Origin of the sequence: uncultured Desulfobulbus sp. (assembly GCF_963662935.2) — a bacterium.
GTDB lineage: Bacteria > Desulfobacterota > Desulfobulbia > Desulfobulbales > Desulfobulbaceae > Desulfobulbus.
Window position 1 is genome coordinate 241108 of the sequence record NZ_CAXXTL010000001.1, and the last position, 25530, is coordinate 266637.

At 53.7% G+C, this 25530-nt stretch carries 11 protein-coding genes and 1 pseudogene; 10 read left to right on the plus strand and 2 right to left on the minus strand.

Annotated features, from left to right (window positions below; translation table 11 throughout):
* Positions 1-101 precede the first annotated feature (101 nt).
* Together ACHZCX_RS01095 and ACHZCX_RS01100 are read right to left on the minus strand one after the other, a co-directional pair.
* Complete coding sequence (locus ACHZCX_RS01095) at positions 102-407, minus strand: hypothetical protein (protein WP_319585399.1); 306 nt, start codon at positions 405-407, stop codon at positions 102-104.
* A 320-nt stretch (positions 408-727) separates the two neighbouring features.
* Positions 728-1123 carry a hypothetical protein gene (locus ACHZCX_RS01100; RefSeq protein WP_319585400.1) on the minus strand — a complete coding sequence of 132 codons (396 nt, stop codon included), beginning with the start codon at positions 1121-1123 and terminating at the stop codon, positions 728-730.
* Here ACHZCX_RS01100 and ACHZCX_RS01105 point away from each other — a divergent pair.
* The 10 genes and pseudogenes from ACHZCX_RS01105 to ACHZCX_RS01150 all read left to right on the plus strand — a co-directional run bounded on the left by ACHZCX_RS01105 (position 1116) and on the right by ACHZCX_RS01150 (position 24894).
* Positions 1116-1550, plus strand: a complete 435-nt coding sequence (locus ACHZCX_RS01105; protein WP_319585401.1) for a hypothetical protein — start codon at positions 1116-1118, stop codon at positions 1548-1550. The genes ACHZCX_RS01100 and ACHZCX_RS01105 overlap by 8 nt on opposite strands.
* 76 nt (positions 1551-1626) lie before the next feature.
* A complete protein-coding gene (locus ACHZCX_RS01110; protein WP_319585402.1) occupies positions 1627-12339 on the plus strand; it encodes a hypothetical protein in 10713 nt (3570 codons plus the stop codon).
* Between the two features lie 270 nt (positions 12340-12609).
* Positions 12610-15393, plus strand: coding sequence for a tetratricopeptide repeat protein (locus ACHZCX_RS01115; protein WP_319585403.1), 2784 nt, complete (start codon positions 12610-12612; stop codon positions 15391-15393).
* Positions 15394-15520: 127 nt separating this feature from the next.
* A pseudogene (gene tnpA, locus ACHZCX_RS01120) lies at positions 15521-15952 on the plus strand (IS200/IS605 family transposase).
* A gap of 249 nt (positions 15953-16201) precedes the next feature.
* Positions 16202-17338 carry an IS4 family transposase gene (locus ACHZCX_RS01125; protein WP_319585404.1) on the plus strand — a complete coding sequence of 379 codons (1137 nt, stop codon included), beginning with the start codon at positions 16202-16204 and terminating at the stop codon, positions 17336-17338.
* A gap of 136 nt (positions 17339-17474) precedes the next feature.
* Positions 17475-18143 (plus strand): methyltransferase domain-containing protein, encoded by a 669-nt coding sequence (locus tag ACHZCX_RS01130; RefSeq protein WP_319585405.1) that lies wholly within the window; start codon positions 17475-17477, stop codon positions 18141-18143.
* A complete protein-coding gene (locus ACHZCX_RS01135; RefSeq protein WP_319585406.1) occupies positions 18140-19768 on the plus strand; it encodes a methyltransferase domain-containing protein in 1629 nt (542 codons plus the stop codon). Before ACHZCX_RS01130 ends, ACHZCX_RS01135 begins: the two co-directional genes overlap by 4 nt.
* A 191-nt stretch (positions 19769-19959) precedes the next feature.
* Positions 19960-22095, plus strand: coding sequence for a type I secretion system permease/ATPase (locus tag ACHZCX_RS01140; RefSeq protein WP_319585407.1), 2136 nt, complete (start codon positions 19960-19962; stop codon positions 22093-22095).
* The gene (locus tag ACHZCX_RS01145) at positions 22092-23435 is read left to right on the plus strand and encodes an HlyD family type I secretion periplasmic adaptor subunit (protein WP_319585408.1); all 1344 of its coding nucleotides are present in this window, start codon (positions 22092-22094) and stop codon (positions 23433-23435) included. The genes ACHZCX_RS01140 and ACHZCX_RS01145 overlap by 4 nt, the downstream gene beginning before the upstream one ends.
* On the plus strand, positions 23425-24894 hold the full coding sequence (locus ACHZCX_RS01150) for a TolC family protein (protein ID WP_319585409.1): 1470 nt from the start codon (positions 23425-23427) through the stop codon (positions 24892-24894). The genes ACHZCX_RS01145 and ACHZCX_RS01150 overlap by 11 nt, the downstream gene beginning before the upstream one ends.
* Positions 24895-25530: the final 636 nt, after the last annotated feature.

The window sequence follows — 25530 nt, forward strand, 5'->3', positions numbered from 1 at the left end:
GGATGTTGACAGGGGGGGGACTGGCTAGGTATTGAGCTGCGAAAGTAATGATTAGAGGTGTCCATGTTGTTAAGCGCCCGCCCCCGCCCTATTCACGGATTTCACCTGTTCGACAAATCAGCCCGCGTATCCCATTGAGTGAAGAGATCCGGCTGGATATAACGGAGGTAACCGACCAGCGCGGACAGGTTATCGCGAAAGGCATTTAAAAAAATTTGCTTCAATTCATGGAGCTTGTGACTGATAAACCAATTGACCAGTACAGCGTTGAGGACAAGTTCCGGTACCGTGACGTCCTTCAAGCCATACCCAAATACGATAACCGAAAAGAACTCAACTGGTGGTTCAAACAGCGACCCACCCCGAAAAAAAATCGGCTGTGTTTCAGCGGCAACCAGATAAAGCATTGTAATTATGTTGTTAATATAATTAACAACATAAAAAATACAGGTTATCCACTTTTAATTGTCCAATTGATTTTTAATGGCATACAATTAAATCAAATTTTGATCTAAACAAGAAAGAGACGTTAACAACCGAACATTATGGTCGGGACTCTATGGCTAAATTGCCTCGGGAAGCTGAAGTGTGGCCAATATCCAAATTTGAGGGTCCCATTTCGTACGACAATTAGGAATTTTAACAAGAGCTTATCTATAAATAACCATGATTTTGTTTAGAACGATCATTGCTGCGGCCAGCATGTTGATTGCATTGTACGATAAACCTATTTTTCGTATCGAGGTATCAACTTGCGAAAACGGTTGAACAAGGAATGTGCAAACTCAACCACCCACCTGCGTGCTTTGAATGTCGGGTTTTTTTCTATTAACCTCTTTTCTTCACCACCTAACTGGATGTGTGGGATAAAGCCATATTCCTCCACCACCCCTTCTTTCCCGACATACCCAGCGTCGAGACAAAAATTTTGGGTCTTGCCCTTGTTGTCTTTCGGCCCCAAAACCCGTTCTTTCAGCAATAGCTCGAGAGAAACGCTGCCATGCCGTTTGGCTCCGCTGATGACAATTGACAAAGGGATGCCACTTTCGTTGACGAGTAAGATTCCCTTTGTTCCATTTCTTTCCCCGATCTGTAAGATTTGGGCCAACAGTTTCTTGAGCAAGGGGCGCTTCGATATTCGATTCGTCCGCCGCTTCCCAGATCCAGGCGATTCCTTCCATTTCGTCGCACTCTACCAATCCGCGCAACCACAGATTGCGAAAGACACCTACCGAGGCCCATTGCTGAAATTTGCAGCGAACCGCTGTAGAGCCCAATCCTTCAAATTTCTTCCGTGGCAAGGTATTCCAAATGATACAGGCGCGCAACACGTCAACGAATGCGGCGCAGTAGTTCCGATCCGAATATTTGGTTTTTTTTCCTCCACCTGGCTTGCGCTTATAACATTTCTCGTCGGCGCGGGGAAATTTTGGGATCAAGGACTCGACCAACGCCCAAAATTAATTGGAAATTCCCCATATTTTAATGCGTGCCGTGTCTTCATTCCATCAAGGATTTTTCTTGGTATGATCACTGGGATCTACGGCTAGATGTAAGCCTTTTTTTTATGGACAAACTCTTTTTAATCCCAAAAATAACATTTCAGCAACTCTTAGGTCGATTATCATGAACATTAATTTACTAACCACTGATCAAGTAGCTTTCTTAAGCACCTCAGCCATCAATAGCTTGACCAGCTCAGAAGTTGCTGCCATTGATACGGTTCATCTCAACGCCTTGAGTTCGGGGCAGTTCGGGGCCATTGCCACGGCCGGCATCGCCCAGATGACGACAACGCAGCTGGCCGGTCTCGACAGCGATCATGTGGCGGCCTTCACCACGACCCAGATATCCACTTTGAGCACAGCGGCGATCGCGGCATTGACCACGGACAACGTGGTGGGCCTCGAGACCGCTGACATCGCAAAACTCGGTTCCGCCCAGGTGAGAGCCATTGAGGTCGATGACCTGTCCGAGCTGACATCGGCGCAGCTGGTGGCCATCTCGTCCTCGGCGATGGCGGGCCTGACTTCCGCCCAGTTGGAATCTTTTGGAACCGACGCCCTGGCGGGCCTGAGTTCAGCGCAGGTGAGCATGTTTGGGTCTGCCCAAATAGCCGGGCTTGGCACGGACTTTTTGAACTCCCTGGCGACCTCTGTCTTCCGTTCCTTTTCCACCAGTGCGGTTGCCCAGATGACGGCAACGCAGCTGGCCGGTCTCGACAGCGATCATGTGGCGGCCTTCACCACGGCCCAGATATCCAAGTTGAGCACAGCGGCGATCGCGGCATTGACCACAGACAACGTGGTGGGCCTCGAGACCGCTGACATCGCGCAACTCGGCTCTGCCCAGGTGCGGGCGCTGGAAGTGGATGATCTCAACGCCTTGAGTTCGGGGCAGTTCGGGGCCATTGCCACGGCCGGCATCGCCCAGATGACGACAACGCAGCTGGCCGGTCTCGACAGCGATCATGTGGCGGCCTTCACCACGACCCAGATATCCACTTTGAGCACAGCGGCGATCGCGGCATTGACCACGGACAACGTGGTGGGCCTCGAGACCGCTGACATCGCAAAACTCGGTTCCGCCCAGGTGAGAGCCATTGAGGTCGATGACCTGTCCGAGCTGACATCGGCGCAGCTGGTGGCCATCTCGTCCTCGGCGATGGCGGGCCTGACTTCCGCCCAGTTGGAATCTTTTGGAACCGACGCCCTGGCGGGCCTGAGTTCAGCGCAGGTGAGCATGTTTGGGTCTGCCCAAATAGCCGGGCTTGGCACGGACTTTTTGAACTCCTTGTCGACCTCAACCTTTGGCTCCTTTTCCACCAGTGCGGTTGCCCAGATGACGGCAACGCAGCTGACCGGTCTCGACAGCGATCATGTGGCGGCCTTCACCACGGCCCAGATATCCAAGTTGAGCACAGCGGCGATCGCGGCATTGACCACAGACAACGTGGTGGGCCTCGAGACCGCTGACATCGCGCAACTCGGCTCTGCCCAGGTGCGGGCGCTGGAGGTGGATGATCTCAACGCCTTGAGTTCCGGGCAGTTCGGGGCCATTGCCACGGCCGGCATCGCCCAGATGACGACAACGCAGCTGGCCGGTCTCGACAGCGATCATGTGGCGGCCTTCACCACGACCCAGATATCCACTTTGAGCACAGCGGCGATCGCGGCATTGACCACGGACAACGTGGTGGGCCTCGAGACCGCTGACATCGCAAAACTCGGTTCCGCCCAGGTGAGAGCCATTGAGGTCGATGACCTGTCCGAGCTGACATCGGCGCAGCTGGTGGCCATCTCGTCCTCGGCGATGGCGGGCCTGACTTCCGCCCAGTTGCCAGTCTTTGGATCTGATGCTCTGGAAGGGATGAGCTCAGGCCAGGTGAGCATGCTGTTTGGGTCTGCCCAGATAGCCGGGCTTGGCACGGACTTTTTGAACTCCCTGGCGACCTCTGTCTTCCGTTCCTTTTCCACCAGTGCGGTTGCCCAGATGACGGCAACGCAGCTGACCGGTCTCGACAGCGATCATGTGGCGGCCTTCACCACGGCCCAGATATCCAAGTTGAGCACAGCGGCGATCGCGGCATTGACCACAGACAACGTGGTGGGCCTCGAGACCGCTGACATCGCGCAACTCGGCTCTGCCCAGGTGCGGGCGCTGGAAGTGGATGATCTCAACGCCTTGAGTTCGGGGCAGTTCGGGGCCATTGCCACGGCCGGCATCGCCCAGATGACGACAACGCAGCTGGCCGGTCTCGACAGCGATCATGTGGCGGCCTTCACCACGACCCAGATATCCACTTTGAGCACAGCGGCGATCGCGGCATTGACCACGGACAACGTGGTGGGCCTCGAGACCGCTGACATCGCAAAACTCGGTTCCGCCCAGGTGAGAGCCATTGAGGTCGATGACCTGTCCGAGCTGACATCGGCGCAGCTGGTGGCCATCTCGTCCTCGGCGATGGCGGGCCTGACTTCCGCCCAGTTGGAATCTTTTGGAACCGACGCCCTGGCGGGCCTGAGTTCAGCGCAGGTGAGCATGTTTGGGTCTGCCCAAATAGCCGGGCTTGGCACGGACTTTTTGAACTCCTTGTCGACCTCAACCTTTGGCTCCTTTTCCACCAGTGCGGTTGCCCAGATGACGGCAACGCAGCTGGCCGGTCTCGACAGCGATCATGTGGCGGCCTTCACCACGGCCCAGATATCCAAGTTGAGCACAGCGGCGATCGCGGCATTGACCACAGACAACGTGGTGGGCCTCGAGACCGCTGACATCGCAAAACTCGGCTCTGCCCAGGTGCGGGCGCTGGAAGTGGATGACCTCAACGCCCTGAGTTCCGGGCAGTTCGGGGCCATTGCCACGGCCGGCATCGCCCAGATGACGACAACGCAGCTGGCCGGTCTCGACAGCGATCATGTGGCGGCCTTCACCACGACCCAGATATCCACTTTGAGCACAGCGGCGATCGCGGCATTGACCACGGACAACGTGGTGGGCCTCGAGACCGCTGACATCGCAAAACTCGGTTCCGCCCAGGTGAGAGCCATTGAGGTCGATGACCTGTCCGAGCTGACATCGGCGCAGCTGGTGGCCATCTCGTCCTCGGCGATGGCGGGCCTGACTTCCGCCCAGTTGCCAGTCTTTGGATCTGATGCTCTGGAAGGGATGAGCTCAGGCCAGGTGAGCATGCTGTTTGGGTCTGCCCAGATAGCCGGGCTTGGCACGGACTTTTTGAACTCCCTGGCGACCTCTGTCTTCCGTTCCTTTTCCACCAGTGCGGTTGCCCAGATGACGGCAACGCAGCTGGCCGGTCTCGACAGCGATCATGTGGCGGCCTTCACCACGGCCCAGATATCCAAGTTGAGCACAGCGGCGATCGCGGCATTGACCACAGACAACGTGGTGGGCCTCGAGACCGCTGACATCGCAAAACTCGGCTCTGCCCAGGTGCGGGCGCTGGAAGTGGATGACCTCAACGCCCTGAGTTCCGGGCAGTTCGGGGCCATTGCCACGGCCGGCATCGCCCAGATGACGACAACGCAGCTGGCCGGTCTCGACAGCGATCATGTGGCGGCCTTCACCACGACCCAGATATCCACTTTGAGCACAGCGGCGATCGCGGCATTGACCACGGACAACGTGGTGGGCCTCGAGACCGCTGACATCGCAAAACTCGGTTCCGCCCAGGTGAGAGCCATTGAGGTCGATGACCTGTCCGAGCTGACATCGGCGCAGCTGGTGGCCATCTCGTCCTCGGCGATGGCGGGCCTGACTTCCGCCCAGTTGCCAGTCTTTGGATCTGATGCTCTGGAAGGGATGAGCTCAGGCCAGGTGAGCATGCTGTTTGGGTCTGCCCAGATAGCCGGGCTTGGCACGGACTTTTTGAACTCCCTGGCGACCTCTGTCTTCCGTTCCTTTTCCACCAGTGCGGTTGCCCAGATGACGGCAACGCAGCTGACCGGTCTCGACAGCGATCATGTGGCGGCCTTCACCACGGCCCAGATATCCAAGTTGAGCACAGCGGCGATCGCGGCATTGACCACAGACAACGTGGTGGGCCTCGAAACCGCTGACATCGCGCAACTCGGCTCTGCCCAGGTGCGGGCGCTGGAGGTGGATGATCTCAACGCCTTGAGTTCGGGGCAGTTCGGGGCCATTGCCACGGCCGGCATCGCCCAGATGACGACAACGCAGCTGGCCGGTCTCGACAGCGATCATGTGGCGGCCTTCACCACGACCCAGATATCCACTTTGAGCACAGCGGCGATCGCGGCATTGACCACGGACAACGTGGTGGGCCTCGAGACCGCTGACATCGCAAAACTCGGTTCCGCCCAGGTGAGAGCCATTGAGGTCGATGACCTGTCCGAGCTGACATCGGCGCAGCTGGTGGCCATCTCGTCCTCGGCGATGGCGGGCCTGACTTCCGCCCAGTTGGAATCTTTTGGAACCGACGCCCTGGCGGGCCTGAGTTCAGCGCAGGTGAGCATGTTTGGGTCTGTCCAAATAGCCGGGCTTGGCACGGACTTTTTGAACTCCTTGTCGACCTCAACCTTTGGCTCCTTTTCCACCAGTGCGGTTGCCCAGATGACGGCAACGCAGCTGGCCGGTCTCGACAGCGATCATGTGGCGGCCTTCACCACGGCCCAGATATCCAAGTTGAGCACAGCGGCGATCGCGGCATTGACCACAGACAACGTGGTGGGCCTCGAGACCGCTGACATCGCAAAACTCGGCTCTGCCCAGGTGCGGGCGCTGGAAGTGGATGACCTCAACGCCCTGAGTTCCGGGCAGTTCGGGGCCATTGCCACGGCCGGCATCGCCCAGATGACGACAACGCAGCTGGCCGGTCTCGACAGCGATCATGTGGCGGCCTTCACCACGACCCAGATATCCACTTTGAGCACAGCGGCGATCGCGGCATTGACCACGGACAACGTGGTGGGCCTCGAGACCGCTGACATCGCAAAACTCGGTTCCGCCCAGGTGAGAGCCATTGAGGTCGATGACCTGTCCGAGCTGACATCGGCGCAGCTGGTGGCCATCTCGTCCTCGGCGATGGCGGGCCTGACTTCCGCCCAGTTGCCAGTCTTTGGATCTGATGCTCTGGAAGGGATGAGCTCAGGCCAGGTGAGCATGCTGTTTGGGTCTGCCCAGATAGCCGGGCTTGGCACGGACTTTTTGAACTCCCTGGCGACCTCTGTCTTCCGTTCCTTTTCCACCAGTGCGGTTGCCCAGATGACGGCAACGCAGCTGACCGGTCTCGACAGCGATCATGTGGCGGCCTTCACCACGGCCCAGATATCCAAGTTGAGCACAGCGGCGATCGCGGCATTGACCACAGACAACGTGGTGGGCCTCGAAACCGCTGACATCGCGCAACTCGGCTCTGCCCAGGTGCGGGCGCTGGAGGTGGATGATCTCAACGCCTTGAGTTCCGGGCAGTTCGGGGCCATTGCCACGGCCGGCATCGCCCAGATGACGACAACGCAGCTGGCCGGTCTCGACAGCGATCATGTGGCGGCCTTCACCACGACCCAGATATCCACTTTGAGCACAGCGGCGATCGCGGCATTGACCACGGACAACGTGGTGGGCCTCGAGACCGCTGACATCGCAAAACTCGGTTCCGCCCAGGTGAGAGCCATTGAGGTCGATGACCTGTCCGAGCTGACATCGGCGCAGCTGGTGGCCATCTCGTCCTCGGCGATGGCGGGCCTGACTTCCGCCCAGTTGGAATCTTTTGGAACCGACGCCCTGGCGGGCCTGAGTTCAGCGCAGGTGAGCATGTTTGGGTCTGCCCAAATAGCCGGGCTTGGCACGGACTTTTTGAACTCCTTGTCGACCTCAACCTTTGGCTCCTTTTCCACCAGTGCGGTTGCCCAGATGACGGCAACGCAGCTGGCCGGTCTCGACAGCGATCATGTGGCGGCCTTCACCACGGCCCAGATATCCAAGTTGAGCACAGCGGCGATCGCGGCATTGACCACAGACAACGTGGTGGGCCTCGAGACCGCTGACATCGCAAAACTCGGCTCTGCCCAGGTGCGGGCGCTGGAAGTGGATGACCTCAACGCCCTGAGTTCCGGGCAGTTCGGGGCCATTGCCACGGCCGGCATCGCCCAGATGACGACAACGCAGCTGGCCGGTCTCGACAGCGATCATGTGGCGGCCTTCACCACGACCCAGATATCCACTTTGAGCACAGCGGCGATCGCGGCATTGACCACGGACAACGTGGTGGGCCTCGAGACCGCTGACATCGCAAAACTCGGTTCCGCCCAGGTGAGAGCCATTGAGGTCGATGACCTGTCCGAGCTGACATCGGCGCAGCTGGTGGCCATCTCGTCCTCGGCGATGGCGGGCCTGACTTCCGCCCAGTTGCCAGTCTTTGGATCTGATGCTCTGGAAGGGATGAGCTCAGGCCAGGTGAGCATGCTGTTTGGGTCTGCCCAAATAGCCGGGCTTGGCACGGACTTTTTGAACTCCCTGGCGACCTCTGTCTTCCGTTCCTTTTCCACCAGTGCGGTTGCCCAGATGACGGCAACGCAGCTGGCCGGTCTCGACAGCGATCATGTGGCGGCCTTCACCACGGCCCAGATATCCAAGTTGAGCACAGCGGCGATCGCGGCATTGACCACAGACAACGTGGTGGGCCTCGAGACCGCTGACATCGCGCAACTCGGCTCTGCCCAGGTGCGGGCGCTGGAAGTGGATGATCTCAACGCCTTGAGTTCGGGGCAGTTCGGGGCCATTGCCACGGCCGGCATCGCCCAGATGACGACAACGCAGCTGGCCGGTCTCGACAGCGATCATGTGGCGGCCTTCACCACGACCCAGATATCCACTTTGAGCACAGCGGCGATCGCGGCATTGACCACGGACAACGTGGTGGGCCTCGAGACCGCTGACATCGCAAAACTCGGTTCCGCCCAGGTGAGAGCCATTGAGGTCGATGACCTGTCCGAGCTGACATCGGCGCAGCTGGTGGCCATCTCGTCCTCGGCGATGGCGGGCCTGACTTCCGCCCAGTTGGAATCTTTTGGAACCGACGCCCTGGCGGGCCTGAGTTCAGCGCAGGTGAGCATGTTTGGGTCTGCCCAAATAGCCGGGCTTGGCACGGACTTTTTGAACTCCTTGTCGACCTCAACCTTTGGCTCCTTTTCCACCAGTGCGGTTGCCCAGATGACGGCAACGCAGCTGACCGGTCTCGACAGCGATCATGTGGCGGCCTTCACCACGGCCCAGATATCCAAGTTGAGCACAGCGGCGATCGCGGCATTGACCACAGACAACGTGGTGGGCCTCGAGACCGCTGACATCGCGCAACTCGGCTCTGCCCAGGTGCGGGCGCTGGAGGTGGATGATCTCAACGCCTTGAGTTCCGGGCAGTTCGGGGCCATTGCCACGGCCGGCATCGCCCAGATGACGACAACGCAGCTGGCCGGTCTCGACAGCGATCATGTGGCGGCCTTCACCACGACCCAGATATCCACTTTGAGCACAGCGGCGATCGCGGCATTGACCACGGACAACGTGGTGGGCCTCGAGACCGCTGACATCGCAAAACTCGGTTCCGCCCAGGTGAGAGCCATTGAGGTCGATGACCTGTCCGAGCTGACATCGGCGCAGCTGGTGGCCATCTCGTCCTCGGCGATGGCGGGCCTGACTTCCGCCCAGTTGCCAGTCTTTGGATCTGATGCTCTGGAAGGGATGAGCTCAGGCCAGGTGAGCATGCTGTTTGGGTCTGCCCAGATAGCCGGGCTTGGCACGGACTTTTTGAACTCCCTGGCGACCTCTGTCTTCCGTTCCTTTTCCACCAGTGCGGTTGCCCAGATGACGGCAACGCAGCTGACCGGTCTCGACAGCGATCATGTGGCGGCCTTCACCACGGCCCAGATATCCAAGTTGAGCACAGCGGCGATCGCGGCATTGACCACAGACAACGTGGTGGGCCTCGAGACCGCTGACATCGCGCAACTCGGCTCTGCCCAGGTGCGGGCGCTGGAAGTGGATGATCTCAACGCCTTGAGTTCGGGGCAGTTCGGGGCCATTGCCACGGCCGGCATCGCCCAGATGACGACAACGCAGCTGGCCGGTCTCGACAGCGATCATGTGGCGGCCTTCACCACGACCCAGATATCCACTTTGAGCACAGCGGCGATCGCGGCATTGACCACGGACAACGTGGTGGGCCTCGAGACCGCTGACATCGCAAAACTCGGTTCCGCCCAGGTGAGAGCCATTGAGGTCGATGACCTGTCCGAGCTGACATCGGCGCAGCTGGTGGCCATCTCGTCCTCGGCGATGGCGGGCCTGACTTCCGCCCAGTTGGAATCTTTTGGAACCGACGCCCTGGCGGGCCTGAGTTCAGCGCAGGTGAGCATGTTTGGGTCTGCCCAAATAGCCGGGCTTGGCACGGACTTTTTGAACTCCTTGTCGACCTCAACCTTTGGCTCCTTTTCCACCAGTGCGGTTGCCCAGATGACGGCAACGCAGCTGGCCGGTCTCGACAGCGATCATGTGGCGGCCTTCACCACGGCCCAGATATCCAAGTTGAGCACAGCGGCGATCGCGGCATTGACCACAGACAACGTGGTGGGCCTCGAGACCGCTGACATCGCAAAACTCGGCTCTGCCCAGGTGCGGGCGCTGGAAGTGGATGACCTCAACGCCCTGAGTTCCGGGCAGTTCGGGGCCATTGCCACGGCCGGCATCGCCCAGATGACGACAACGCAGCTGGCCGGTCTCGACAGCGATCATGTGGCGGCCTTCACCACGACCCAGATATCCACTTTGAGCACAGCGGCGATCGCGGCATTGACCACGGACAACGTGGTGGGCCTCGAGACCGCTGACATCGCAAAACTCGGTTCCGCCCAGGTGAGAGCCATTGAGGTCGATGACCTGTCCGAGCTGACATCGGCGCAGCTGGTGGCCATCTCGTCCTCGGCGATGGCGGGCCTGACTTCCGCCCAGTTGCCAGTCTTTGGATCTGATGCTCTGGAAGGGATGAGCTCAGGCCAGGTGAGCATGCTGTTTGGGTCTGCCCAGATAGCCGGGCTTGGCACGGACTTTTTGAACTCCCTGGCGACCTCTGTCTTCCGTTCCTTTTCCACCAGTGCGGTTGCCCAGATGACGGCAACGCAGCTGGCCGGTCTCGACAGCGATCATGTGGCGGCCTTCACCACGGCCCAGATATCCAAGTTGAGCACAGCGGCGATCGCGGCATTGACCACAGACAACGTGGTGGGCCTCGAGACCGCTGACATCGCAAAACTCGGCTCTGCCCAGGTGCGGGCGCTGGAAGTGGATGACCTCAACGCCCTGAGTTCCGGGCAGTTCGGGGCCATTGCCACGGCCGGCATCGCCCAGATGACGACAACGCAGCTGGCCGGTCTCGACAGCGATCATGTGGCGGCCTTCACCACGACCCAGATATCCACTTTGAGCACAGCGGCGATCGCGGCATTGACCACGGACAACGTGGTGGGCCTCGAGACCGCTGACATCGCAAAACTCGGTTCCGCCCAGGTGAGAGCCATTGAGGTCGATGACCTGTCCGAGCTGACATCGGCGCAGCTGGTGGCCATCTCGTCCTCGGCGATGGCGGGCCTGACTTCCGCCCAGTTGGAATCTTTTGGAACCGACGCCCTGGCGGGCCTGAGTTCAGCGCAGGTGAGCATGTTTGGGTCTGCCCAAATAGCCGGGCTTGGCACGGACTTTTTGAACTCCTTGTCGACCTCAACCTTTGGCTCCTTTTCCACCAGTGCGGTTGCCCAGATGACGGCAACGCAGCTGGCCGGTCTCGACAGCGATCATGTGGCGGCCTTCACCACGGCCCAGATATCCAAGTTGAGCACAGCGGCGATCGCGGCATTGACCACAGACAACGTGGTGGGCCTCGAGACCGCTGACATCGCAAAACTCGGCTCTGCCCAGGTGCGGGCGCTGGAAGTGGATGACCTCAACGCCCTGAGTTCCGGGCAGTTCGGGGCCATTGCCACGGCCGGCATCGCCCAGATGACGACAACGCAAATCCAGGGTTTGAGTACTGATGCTATTCAATCCCTAACCACGGCCCAGTTTGTTGCTATGGCGACAATGAATATAGTCGCCTTGACAACGGATCAAATACAGGCGCTGCAGACGACAGATATCGCAGCACTCTGTAAAGTTGGTAAAGATGTGTTTACTGCAGAGCAAGTTTCGGTTATGGACGGCGATCAACTCAATGCAGCATTCACTTCACCGATTACACTTGATCTCGATGATAACGGCCTGCAAACAGTTGGAAAAACACTTGGAGTCGATTTTGATTTAACTGCCACTGGAACCAATCAGCATGTTGGCTGGCTTGTCGGAAATGATGGTTTCCTTGTGAGGGACATTAATCAGGATGGTTTGATCAACAACGGCAGTGAAATGTTCGGTACTGCCACGCTCATAGATTCTGGTCAAAAGGCTAGCGATGGCTTTTCGGCATTGGCATCATTCGATACAAATTGTGACAATATCATCAACTCGCAGGATCCTATTTACCAAGAACTCCTCGTGTGGATAGACGCCAATATTGACGCAATTAGCCAAGCTGACGAATTATTTCAGCTTGATTCGCTTGGCATTGAGCAATTGAACCTGAATCCCACTCATACAGCCGTAAACAATAACGGCAACTGGGAGATCTTGAGTTCTACCTACACGACCAACGATGGTCAGACACATCAGCTGACTGATATCTGGTTCCAAACTGGTGCGCCGGTGGAAGGAGCGTCTATCAACAATGTACAAGTTGACGATTTGACGACTGTTCCTGCACTTATAAAACCAACGTGATATCGTGAAGAGCAATTTTTTTGCAGCTTATTATGATCCATAATGAGAACGATATTATCCCTACTAGTTGTGCAATTCCTTGTGGGTGATATTTAGTCGCATGCATGTAACAATGTACAACCTTAGGCCGTAATTGCTCGAACTATGGTGATAGTTGGTTGAGTAGACATCTATAGATACAATTTTTTCTAAAATTGTCAGCATGAGCAGACGCCGGATCCCCTCGCATGAGATCCGGCGTTTTGCTATAGAAGTGATGGAGAAAAAGATATGGAAAATTGTGTTGATGAGGTCGGGTTAAGTTTCACGGCAGCTGCACGGGGAGAAATGGAACTTGTCGAGTTGGTCAGTATTTTAGAGCGGTGGACAGCCGGAGGCGACCGCACAAATGAGGTGCTGGAACTCTATCGGATTTGGATTGAACACACATCGTCACCACTGGTATTTGTTGCCTGCTATAATTGTGCGGTTGAGTATGCGAAGGCTCATGATTATGCGCAGGCTGAGTCTATGTACCGCAAGGCTCTGGATCATAATCCGAACTTCATTCAGGCCCGCATCAATCTGGGCAACTGCTTGGAACAGCAAAAACGTGAGGACGAGGCACTGGAACAATGGCGCACAGCCCTTGCAACTCAATCAATTTCCTTACCTGAAAACAAAGCCCTGCGGTTGCATGCCCTCAATAATTTAGGCCGGCTCTTGGAAACTAAGAGGCAATTCCAGGAAGCTTTGTCGGCGTTGACCTTAAGCTATAATTTGGACCCAACGCAGCAAGATGTGCTTTATCATCTAGTCCCTCTCCGTGGAAAAATATGCGCTTGGCCGGTGATTCGCCCCCCTAAGGGTATTTCCAAAACTGAGATGATCAATGGTGCATCCCCATTGGGTGTTCTGGCTCTTTCTGATGATCCCTCATTACAGTTGTCCTGTGCTCGTAAATTTGTCGAAAGAAAATATTTGGTTAAATCAGAGCCACTTGCGCCTACCGGAGGGTATCGTCACAAAAAAATCAAAATAGGTTATCTTTCTTCCGATCTTTCCATGCATGCCGTGTCATTTCTGACCGTTGAGCTGTTTGAACGGCACAATCGGGAGCAATTCGAGGTGTATGGCTTCTGTTGGAGTCGCGAGGACGGCAGCGCCTTTCGTCAGCGGGTTGTTGCCGCCATGGATCATGTTGTCCGTATAGGCAGCATGAATGATAAACAAGCAGCAGAGAGCATTCGTGCCCATGAGATAGATATTATGGTCGATTTGCACGGGTTAACATCCGGCGCACGACCCGAAATTCTAGCATATCGGCCGGCACCGCTGCAGATAACCTACCTTGGCTTTCCTGGGCCGACCGGACTGCCGTGGATCGACTATGTAGTTGCCGACCACTATCTGATCCCTGAAGAGTCGGCGCAGCATTTCACCGAGAAGCCACTCTATATGCCCCACTGTTTTCAGGTCAGCGACAGCAAGCGCGAGGTCGCGCATAAACCATCGCGGGCTGAATATTTCCTGCCAGAAGATGTTTTCGTCTACTGCTCGTTCAATAATAATTATAAATATACGCACAAGATGTTCGCGACATGGATGCGTATCCTCAAAAAAGTCCCCAAGAGTGTACTCTGGCTGTTGGCAGACAATGAGTGGGCCCATGACAACTTGCTGAAAGCTGCTAAAAAGCACGGCGTAGAGAAGGATCGGCTCATCTTTGCGCCACGGGTAATGCCATCGGCTTATCTGGCTCGGTATCAGCTTGCTGATTTGTTCTTGGATACCTTTCCGTTTAATGGTGGAACAACGGCAAACGATGCCCTGTTTATGGGGTTGCCACTCCTAACGCTTTCCGGCCAGACCTTTGCTTCGCGCATGGCTGGAAGTTTATTGACTAATTTGGATTTACCTGAATTGATAACCACTTCATTCAAGGAGTATGAAGAAAAATCGGTAGAACTTGCACGACAATCAGGTGAATTGAAAAGGATAAGGGATAGGTTAATCAATGGAAAGAATTCAAGCCCCGTCTTTGATATACCAAGACTTGTACAAGACTTCGAAAATTCTTTAGTTGAATTAATACAAGAACGTACATCATGGTGCGATGAATTAGATCGGTCGCGCAAAGATAAATCAATTTTGAATATTTTAGTGAAAGAGGCAAGTGCTGAGAGGAATTTTGATACAAACATAATTAACCCATTGAAGAATAATGATTCAATTATTGTTAAAGATGTAATGCCAAAAAAAATAGCAATTGCATCGATTCAGCGTGATCGAGGACCGTGGATTATTGAGTGGCTAGCTTTCCATATGCTTATCGGATTTAATCAATTTTATATTTATGTTCATAAAAGTATAGATGACATGACCATAAAACTACTTAAATTGTCCCAGCATTATCCGATTGTTGTCCATCAGGTAAGTACCGATGACCGGCCACAACTTTCCTGCTATCAACATGCATATAATTCATATGGACAATTGGTCGATTGGATGGCCTTTATTGATGGTGATGAATTTCTATTCCCTACGGCTAAATCGCAAATGGCCGCAGCCTTGGCTGAATATGAAGATAAAGAGATGTCAGCTATAGCAGCTTTCTGGGTTTGTTACGGAAGCAGTGGCCATCTGCGAGAGCCGGAAGGGCTTATCGTAGAAAATTATCGGCGGCACAGTTCATTTGATTTTTTGCCAAACCGCCACGTTAAATCGATTGTCAAGGGGCGGCAAAATGGGATTATGACCACGGCATCACATGTTTTTTCAACACCTCGAGGGACATATGACGAATTGAGGCGGCCAATTAACCATGGATTAATGGAAAAATTGACACCTTCCTATAAGCAATTCCGCATTAACCATTATGCGACCCAGAGTTATGATTTTTTTCTGCGCATCAAACAGAATATGGGAGCAGCAGATTCAGACAGTACTTATGTCCGCTCGCCAGAGTGGTATTTTCGTTATGACCGAAACGAGTGTGATGATGGGATTTCGTACAATTTTCTCATCCCTCTCAAACTGAAAGTCATCGAGCTAACAAATGCTATATCATATTGATGATATAATAATTTCCGTTAGGTAAACCCCCGGCTTTGCCGGGGGACAACAAAAGTTTGACGGTTCCAGCATAATAAAGAAGCCTCCTCTCACGTGGACCGCTCAAAGTCACGAGAAAGGAGGCTTCATGAACAACGTACAATGTTTAAGCCACACGAAATGGGATTGCAAGTTCCATGTAGTGTGGATACCGAAATGCCGTCGGAAAATGCTTTACGGTCAACTCCGCAAGAATCTTGGAGAGGTGTTCCATGACCTTGCCCGGCAGAAGGAGAGCCGGGTGCTGGAAGGGCATTTGCAATCCGATCATGTGCACATGCTGATTTCGATACCGCCGAAATATGCGGTATCACAGGTGGTTGGCTATATGAAAGGAAAAAGCGCGATCCATATAGCGCGGACCTAGCTTGGCCAACGGAAGAACTATAGCGGCATGAGTTTTTGGGCACGGGGCTATTTTGTTTCAACTGTCGGTGCCGATGAGGAGGTTGTGCGGGCTTACATCCGCGAGCAAGAACAAGAAGACCATCGTGTCGAGCAACTGCAACTATTCAGATAGTCGACCACCGAATGGTGGTCAGAGAATCTGTTAAACATACCGCTTTGAGCGGTTCACAATCTTTCAAGCCACCGGCTTTGCCGGTGGTCACTGACTTTTTAAAATTGAAACACATGGTCCTTGCAAGACAATTAAAAACAATTGATAACACAGCTGTCTCATAAATGATCAATAAAAAGAGGCTCAGAGAGCTCTTTGGGGTATAATGATTTTGCGAAAAAGATCATACAAACCAAGGAGATCCGAGCCATGGCCCATAGCGATACCGCGCTGAAGCAACTGATTGCACTTGTACCGAGATATGAATTCGATGCTCTTGCCAAAGTACATCATGCAGGACAGAAGTTCCGCTCCTACAACCGGTGGAGTCAGTTCCTGGCTCTGCTGATCGGGCAAATGTCCGGCAGAAAAAGTCTCCGGGATATCACCGACAACCTGAAGGCGCAAGGCCAACGCCTCTATCACCTCGGCATGAAGAAAACCTGCAAAGCAACGCTGGCACGGGTGAATGCCGAGCAGCCTGCCACCCTTTATCAGGCACTGTTCACCCGGCTTTTGAGCCGATGCCAACTGGTTGCGCCCAAACACAAGTTCTCCTTCCAAGGCAAGCTCTATCTCTTGGATGCCACAGTGATCAATCTCTGCCTGTCCGTGTTTCCATGGGCCGAGTTTCGGCAGAAAAAAGGGGCCATCAAGTTGCACATGGGGCTGGATGCCGATGGCTTTATCCCCGCGTTCATGGACATGACCAGCGGCAAGGTGCATGAGATCAACTGGGCCAAAACCCTCAAACTTCCCAAGGGATCCTTTGTCTGCTTTGATCGCGGCTTCACCGATTACGCATGGTATAATGACCTGACCATAAACTCCATTTTCTTTGTCACCCGCCTGAAAAGCAACGCCGATGTCGAATACCTGCTCAAACGGGCTGGACGTAAAAGCCCCGGCATCACCAATGACCAGTCCATCCGGCTCAAGGGCGTCAAGGAGCCGCTTCGCTTGGTCGCGTACACCGATGCGGAAACCGGTGTCGAATATCGCTTTGTCACCAATGCCCACCACCTGATAGCCAAGGAGATCGCAGCTATTTATAAGGAGCGCTGGCAGATCGAGCTGTTCTTCAAGTGGATCAAGCAGAATCTGAAGATCAAAACTTTTCTGGGAACATCCAGCAACGCAGTGTTGACCCAGGTGTGGATAGCCCTATGTGTGTACCTCTTGGTCGCTTATCTCAATTTTAAAGCAAAATTGAGTAGTTCCATGCAGCAGATCCTCCGGGTGCTGCAGCTCAACCTCTTCACCAAGAGGAATTTAATCGAACTTTTTAAACCAACCGTTGCTCAACGTACTGTTTCTCCGCAAATTTTATTGTGGGAAAATCTATAAGACAGCAATGAATTGATAACCCAAGGTGACTTGACAATTTGTGGGAAATTACAGAACAATTGACGATATCCTACCGATGTCTTCTTGGGAATACCTCAGCACACGAAAACTATCAGTTTTTCAAGGACAACGCCAAATGAAACAAACTCCAGCCCATCAAATTGTTAATACTGATCTGTTAGCATTGATGCCGACCGACAGTCGACGAGTCATCGAGATCGGCTGCATGCATGGAGTGTTGGCTCAGGCGTATCGACAGCAAAATACTGCAGCCGAATATGTTGGTGTTGATATTGATCAAAATTATGCCAGGGTTGCTGAAAAAGCCTGTACGAAGACTATAGCCGGTGATATCGAAATGCTGTCGCCAGTGGTCTTTGAAACATTCTTTCCAAGCGACTGCTGGGTTTTTGGAGACTGCCTGGAGCATCTACGCGATCCTTGGACATTACTGGCACGCATCCGTGGACGAATCGACAGGGACGGATGTCTAGTGGCCTGCATCCCTAATGCGCAGCATTGGAGTGTGCAGATGCGGCTAACTTCGGGAAACTTGTTCTACGAGGATTCAGGGTTGTTGGACCGTACTCATATTCGCTGGTTCACTCGCATCTCTATGATAAAGATGTTTTTGGATGCCGGATGGAAGATTGAAAAAGCAATTAGTCGAGTGATCAACTCGCCTCACCAAGAGCAACAACTTCGTGCAGTTGCAGCTATGGCTGAAACTGGCGGTTTTGATCCCAACTTGGCAGTGCAGGACGCAACGCCATTTCAGTATTTATTCAAGGTGGTACTTGCATGAACGAAAAAGTATATCTCTATCAAATCGCTTATTCAGAGGAAACTTTGAAAGGGGTCGAGCCTGGCTACCTCATATTGAACAACCTTGAAAACAGCCGACCCGACTGGCGTGAATATTGGCCGATTCGTCAACATCTGCTCGCGCACGATTTGAATGAAGACGCCTTTTTCGGTTTTCTTTCTCCCAAATTTCCCAACAAGACCTTATTGACATATGAACAGACGAAGCAACTTGTCATGTCAGCAGCCGATCGGGCCGATGTCATTCTGTTTTCGCCACAGCCAGATATGGGTTCATTCTTTTTGAACGTCTTTGAGCAGGGGGAAATATTTGATCCCGGATTCATAAATGCGTTTGAGGCATTTTTAGAACAGGTTGGTCATCGAGTAAAACTAAATAATTTGGTGATGGACTCAAGGAATATCGTTTTTTCTAATTTTTTTGTTGCTCGTCCGGCATTCTGGAAAGCCTGGTTGGAAATATGTGAAAAATTCTTTGTGCTCTGTGAAGGGCCAGCATCAGATCTGCAGCGCATGTTAATTCAGTCGACCTCATATGAAGCTGGGGTGCAGCGTAAAGTGTTTATACTTGAGCGTATCGCATCTTATCTCCTTGCCACGCAACCCTCATGGCGTGTCGTCGCATCGAATCCGTTTCAATTCGCTTGGTCAGGTCCAGCTACGAGGTTTCGTGAGTTCCCGGATGAAGCTGTTATAAGTGATGCGCTTAAGATTGCTTTTCGCGAGCAGCGATATTCGGAGTATATCCAGGTGTACAGTCGTTTGCGCCAACGTTGTTTTGGACAGAATTCTGTTGTTTCAAGCACAAATGGAAGCTTTGTCGCTATTACAGGGCAGAATAAGACTAATCAATTTTGTGGAAAATCGGTTGAAGATGGATGTTTGCGGCAAGTTGTGAAAAATTATAAAATAGTTACAGATATTCCTACGATGAGCAAGGAGTACCAATTCGGTGGCGATTCTGCAGCAAATAAATTTATCATAGGACACCTTTTTCCAAATGAAATAACGCCAAAAATAGTATTGGATATTGGAATGGGTGTTGGTAGCCTTGGTATGCTGATCAACCAAAGTCCTCAGTTGAGACGGTGGATCGTTGATGGTATTGATGGTTTTAATGAAACATGTTGCAACGTTTCTTTGTTCAACAAGGGGATATATCGTAACGTCTGGCATGGCATGGCTCAGGATTTATCTCTCGAACGGTTGATTACATATGACGTTCTTTGTTTGTTTGATGTTATCGAACATTTGAGCCCAGAGGCAGCAACTAATTTATTGAGAACCCTGCTATCATCTCTTGGTGATCATAGCCTATTGGTAATTAGCACTCCTCTGTGGTTTTACCCACAATACCATCAGAAGGATGGCGATCTTGAAGAACATTTAATAGGTATTTCAATTCAATCAATGATGGATATGAAACCTATTATGTATTGCATTGGAAACTCTTCCCTTGTAGGTAATTTCGTATATTCCAAGAAAAGTATTTTATATATTGATAATTTTAATCCAATTACCGATAAATCATTCAGCATAGATAAGGGAACCGAGCAAGTGTTATCTCTTGGTTTACATATAGATAATAAGGTGTATATAGTTTAATTTGTTAAAGTTGAAATTTTTAAGATTTTTCAACAAATTTTATTGTTAATATTATGAAATGATTTAAAATATCTATTTTTTAAACTGATATATTTATCATTTTATATACTTTTACCTAAGAAGCTCATATAAAATATGACTGGCCATTGGGTGCATGGTTCTTAGCTGTCTTTCTACTAACATGAGAAGATATGGATACAGGAATTTTAGCCTTGGTGCTGATGGCCAGGCACCATGGCATTGCCGTTGATGAAGCGCGATTGCGTCACGAGTTTGGGCAGGAGCGCTTTTCCACCGAACGAATTTTGCTGGCAGCAAAGCATCTGGGGATGTCGGCGAAGGCCATCGAACAAGACCCTGACCGCCTGGAACGTGCGCCGCTGCCAGCCATCGCCATCGACAAAGAGGGTAACTATTTTATTGCGGTAAAGTTTGGTTATGACGGCGGCGACAAGACCCGCCCCAAAATCGTTATCCAACGTCCAGGAACCCCTTCCCAACTCCTCGATCTGCCCAATTTTATTGAACTGTGGTCAGGGCAATTCATTTTCTTTACCTCCAAGGCAAGTTTTGCCGAAGAACTTGCCAAATTTGACTTCAGTTGGTTCATACCGGCCATCATCAAGTACAGGAAACTGTTGGGCGAGGTGCTCCTGATCTCTTTTGTGCTACAGATCATTGGCCTGGCAACCCCTTTGGCCTTTCAGGTGGTGATGGACAAGGTGCTGGTCAATCATGCCATGAAAACGCTCAATGTGATTGCCATCGGGCTAGTGTGTGCCACCCTGTTTGAATCGGTGCTGACCGGGATTCGCACCTGGGTGTTCGCCCACACCAGCAGCAAGATCGATGTCGAACTCGGTGCCCGGCTTTTTCGTCACCTGCTGGCGCTCCCCATTGCCTATTTTCAGTCGCGCCGAGTGGGGGATTCCGTGGCCCGGATCCGCGAGCTAGAGAACATCCGCTCTTTTCTCACCGGCAATGCCATCACCCTGTTGATGGACCTGCTGTTTTCTTTTGTTTTTCTCGGCGTGATGCTCTGGTACAGCCCCTTGCTTACCCTGATCGTGGTGATTTCCATTCCGTTGTACATTGTTTTATCGGTGGTCATTACCCCAACGCTGCGGGCCCGCTTGAATGATAAGTTCAACCTTGGCGCCAAAAACCAGGCTTTTCTGGTGGAATCGATTAACGGAATTGACACAGTTAAAGCAATGGCAGTCGAGCCTCGCTGGATTCAGAACTGGGAAAAACAACTGGCTGCCTATGTATCGGCTGGAGTAAGCGCCAACAACATCGCCTTGGTTGCCAGCGGCGGGGTAAATTTGGTAAGCAAGATGGTGACGGTAGCCATCCTCTGGTTTGGCGCGGCCTTGGTGGCGGATGGGAAAATGACCGTGGGTGAATTTATAGCCTTTAATATGTTTTCCGGAAGGATATCTTCTCCTATCCTACGTCTTGCCCAGTTATGGAATGACTTTCAGCAAGTCGGGATTTCCATGCAGCGCCTAGGCGATATTCTCAATGCCAAGACCGAGGTGGTGGGACAGAAAACTCGGATCCCCCGGCTGGAGGGTTCCATTGAGTTCGACCAAGTCTCCTTCCGCTACCGGCCCGATGCTCCGGATGTCATCCGTGATATCCAACTCAAGATTGCCCCGGGCGAAGTGATTGGCATTGTCGGCCGGTCCGGTTCAGGTAAAAGTACCTTTGCCCGATTGCTGCAGCGTCTGTATGTTCCAGATCGCGGCCGGGTAATGATTGACGGGCAGGATCTTGCGGTAATCGATACCACCTCGTTGCGCCACCAGTTGGGCGTGGTCTTGCAGGAAAATATTCTCTTTACCGGCACAATCCGGGATAACATCGCTTTGGCCAATCCCGCCTTTCCCATTGAAGCTATCATCGAAGCAGCAAAACTCTCCGGGGCGCATGAATTCATCTGTGAACAGCCTGAAGGATATGATACCCAGGTGGGCGAGCATGGTACCGGCTTGTCCGGTGGACAACGTCAACGGATTGCTATCGCCCGGGCGCTGATCACTAATCCGCGCATCCTTATCTTTGATGAGGCCACCAGCGCCCTGGACTATGAATCGGAAAAAATCATTCAGGATAACATGCACCAGATCTGGGCTGGACGCACGGTATTGATCATCGCGCATCGACTGTCGGCCGTGAGGGACGCCGACCGCATCATTGTGCTTGAGCGGGGACAGATTGCGGAGATCGGTTCGCATGCCGAACTCGTCGCTAAAGATGGAGGTATTTATGCCCACTTGAATCAATTGCAGTTGGGTTCCAACTCAGCACAGGTGGCCATATGATCAGCAAACACAGACGTGAGGCCTATGTGGGATTGTTGCGCCATTACCGCAATGTCTTTCGCCACTATTGGCAAAAACGCAAAGAGCTGGGCGGCGGTCTTTTTACCGAAAATGAAGCGGAGTTTTTACCTGCTGCCTTATCCCTCCAGGAGAAACCAGTCTCGCCGACCTCCCGGTTCACCGCTAAGGTCTTAATGGTGCTGGTGGCGTTGATGCTTGCCTGGTCGATTTTTGGCCGCATCGATATCATTGTCAATGCTACCGGGGAAATCATCCCCAGTGAACGCACCAAAACCATTGCCTCGGTGGATGTGGGCAGTGTCAAGGCCCTGCACGTTGTTGAGGGGCAGGTGGTCAAAAAAGGAGATTTGTTGATCGAACTGGATACCAGCGCACCGGACGCCGAACGCGACAAAGCCTTGAGCAGCATAATTGAGGCAACCCTGCAGGCGGCACGATCGCGAGCCATGATCGCCGCAGTCGATAGCCGGAAACGGCCAACATTGGCAACGATTGAGGGCATCCCCAACGAAAAGCTGCATGAGGCACAGCGGCATCTCGATGGGCAATTTCTCGATTTTATTGCTAAATTGCAACGGCTTGAGGGGGCCGTCTCACGGCTTGCTCTTTCTCTGCCGCTGGTTACCCAGCGGGCTGCCGATTACAAAGAACTTGCCAAGGGGCACGATGTGTCCCAGCATGCCTATCTGGAAAAGGAGCAGGCGCGGGTTGATCTGGAAGGGCAACTGGTGGAAGCAATAAGCCAAAGCACTGCCTTGATTGCCGAAACCAGGAGGGTCGCCTTTGATGCCCTGGCTGAGAGTGAGAAGATCCTTGGGGCCGCACGGCAGGATGCCCTGCGGGCAAGCTCGCACGGCAGGTTGCTCAATCTTGTCGCGCCGGTGGACGGCACGGTGCAGCAATTGACGGTGCATACCATCGGCGGCGTGGTCCCCGCGGCGCAACCCCTGATGTTGATCGTTCCTAAGGAGGATCGCCTCGAAGTGGAGGCCTTCCTGGAGAACAAGGATGTGGGTTTTGTGGAGGTGGGGCAGGTGACTGCCGTCAAGGTCGATGCCTTTGAATACACCAAGTACGGCACGGTGCCCTCGCGGGTGGTGCATGTGTCGCGCGATGCCATCAAAGATGAGAAAAAGGGGCTGATTTATTCGGTCCGGGTGGCGCTTGACACCTCGACCATCTCGGTAAACGGACACGCCACAGAGTTGAGCCCGGGAATGTCGGTTAAGGTGGACATCAGAACTGGCTCACGCCGAGTGATTGAATATGTGTTGAGTCCCTTGCTGCAGCATAAACAGGAGAGTTTTAATGAACGCTGAGTGTGGCGGGTATCGAGTCCGCCGCTGGCTGGCAGGATGGCAAGTACTCGTTATGCTGCTCGTTACGGGGGTAGTCGGGGCCAACTCGGCAGGGGCTTTGGATCCGGTGTATCCTTTTGCCGATCCGTTGCAAACGGAACCTGCGGTGATTGCGACCGGGGTCACGCTGCCCGGCGACGGCACGCCGGTGCCCTGTCCGGCGCAGAAAGATTTTTCTGCTCCGCTTGCGTTGAGCGAGGCTGTTGATCTGGCCCTGTGCCATAATTCGCAGCTCAAGTCTTCCTGGGCCAACATTAAAATCCAGGCAGGGGCGGTCGGCGAGGCCCGCGCGGCCTATCTGCCCGTATTGACTGGATCGCTAGGCCGGACAAATGACCAGATCCGCTATTCGAATTCCAACTTCAAACCCACCAGCATCAACCAAAACACGGCGCAAGGGACCCTGATCTGGCGCCTCCTTGATTTCGGAGGTCGAGCCGCCAGCCATCAGGCCGCTGAAAACCTGCTGACCGCGGCCCTGGCCAGCCATAATACCACCCTACAAAAAACTCTGGCCGCAGTGATTCAGGCCTACTGTGATGCTTTAACCACCCGGGCGGCCGTCAAGGCCAAAACCGAGAGCGTGGAGATCGCCATCCGTACGCTCAATTCTGCCAAGGCGCGGGAAGCCAAAGGGACCCTTGCCCAAACCGATACGCTGCAGGCGACCACTGCGCTGGCCAAGACCTCCCTGGAGAAAAACCGTGCACGGGGCGACTACGATAAGGCCCTGTCCGTGTTGGTGTATCTCCTGGGTGTGCCCGGTAATACTGCGATCACCCTGCCGGAGGACCAGGAGGCGAAGTTCGAGGAGGATGGCGGCAAGGCCCTAGCCTTGTGGCTGGAGGAGACCGAGAAAAACCACCCGGCGCTGGTTGCGGCCCGAAGTCAACTCGAAGCTGCGCAGCAGCGGGTCGAAGCCACCCGCTCGGCCGGTATGCCGTATTTGGGGCTTTCCGCCAACTACTACCAAAATACTCGGCCCGGCGAGGCGGTCACAGCCTCGAATTCCACTGAAACCACCGTAGGCCTGACCTTGACAATCCCCCTCTTTGACGGCTTTTCGTCCACCTACAAGCTGCAGGGCGCCCAGGCCCAGGTGGAACAGAAAGAAGCGGTGCTGGCGGACGCCGAACGGCAGATCGCCATGGAGGTGATCAAGGCGCATGCCGATGCCACCTCAGCCTTGCAGAATTTGGGGGCCTCGGCCACCCTGCTGGCTGCCGCGCACAATGCCCTGGCCGTCTCGCAGCGCAAGTACACCAAGGGAGCTGCCGACATTGTCGAGCTGCTCAACACCCAGGCCGCCCTGGCCGATGCCCGCCACGAACGCATCCGCTGCCTGGCCGAATGGCGATCCGCACGTTTGCGTCTCCTGGCCAGCGTAGGGCAGCTTGGGAGGACTGCCTTCAGAGAGTAAGTTGCTATTATCCTAAACACAGCAGTTAGCTTATGGGGCAGCCCCCAACGGCTAACTAACTTCTTGGGAAATATTGTCAACTCGCTATCCAGTGCCATTACCTTAAGGGAATATTGAAATTTAGCTCAGTAAGCCCCTGGCATGTCAATCAGCTTTGAAAAATGACCCCCTTTCAGCGTCCAAAATTGACCCCCTGAAATAATAAAAAAAGTGTTTTCATCTTCCCTTGTCTATTGGTCTGGCACAACCAAAGGAGCTCAAGCTTTTTTCTGGAGCGAGAATGGGCCAGAGTGTTGCTCGTCGGATCGGAAGAAAAAAGCTTGGGCGGGTCCCATCCGATGTCTTTATTCTCTGTTTTTGTAGCGCTAGCTCTCGTTACCGGTCTCGATGATATCACAATGGTGGGTTAGGCGATCGAGCAGAGAAGTGGCTCCGGAAAATTGGACACGCCATTAAGTGGAAAATCTGCTACCAGTAGCGCCCAATAAAGGGCCTAACCATACCACTTTTCTACGGCCTGATCGTGACCGCCAAGGCCAGCAATTGCAATCCCTATAACTACCTCCGACATATCACCTACCCCGGGCGAACACCCTCGCCTACTACGTGGCTTTGCTCCCTGGGAACATGGATACA

What these genes read in the sequence shown, in the direction of transcription:
- ACHZCX_RS01095 (WP_319585399.1), bottom strand. Translation starts at nt 407, where the DNA reads ATGCTTTATCTGGTTGCCGCTGAAACACAGCCGATTTTTTTTCGGGGT.
- ACHZCX_RS01110 (WP_319585402.1), top strand. Translation starts at nt 1,627, where the DNA reads ATGAACATTAATTTACTAACCACTGATCAAGTAGCTTTCTTAAGCACC.
- ACHZCX_RS01115 (WP_319585403.1), top strand. Translation starts at nt 12,610, where the DNA reads ATGGAAAATTGTGTTGATGAGGTCGGGTTAAGTTTCACGGCAGCTGCA.
- ACHZCX_RS01125 (WP_319585404.1), top strand. Translation starts at nt 16,202, where the DNA reads ATGGCCCATAGCGATACCGCGCTGAAGCAACTGATTGCACTTGTACCG.
- ACHZCX_RS01130 (WP_319585405.1), top strand. Translation starts at nt 17,475, where the DNA reads ATGAAACAAACTCCAGCCCATCAAATTGTTAATACTGATCTGTTAGCA.
- ACHZCX_RS01135 (WP_319585406.1), top strand. Translation starts at nt 18,140, where the DNA reads ATGAACGAAAAAGTATATCTCTATCAAATCGCTTATTCAGAGGAAACT.
- ACHZCX_RS01140 (WP_319585407.1), top strand. Translation starts at nt 19,960, where the DNA reads ATGGATACAGGAATTTTAGCCTTGGTGCTGATGGCCAGGCACCATGGC.
- ACHZCX_RS01145 (WP_319585408.1), top strand. Translation starts at nt 22,092, where the DNA reads ATGATCAGCAAACACAGACGTGAGGCCTATGTGGGATTGTTGCGCCAT.
- ACHZCX_RS01150 (WP_319585409.1), top strand. Translation starts at nt 23,425, where the DNA reads ATGAACGCTGAGTGTGGCGGGTATCGAGTCCGCCGCTGGCTGGCAGGA.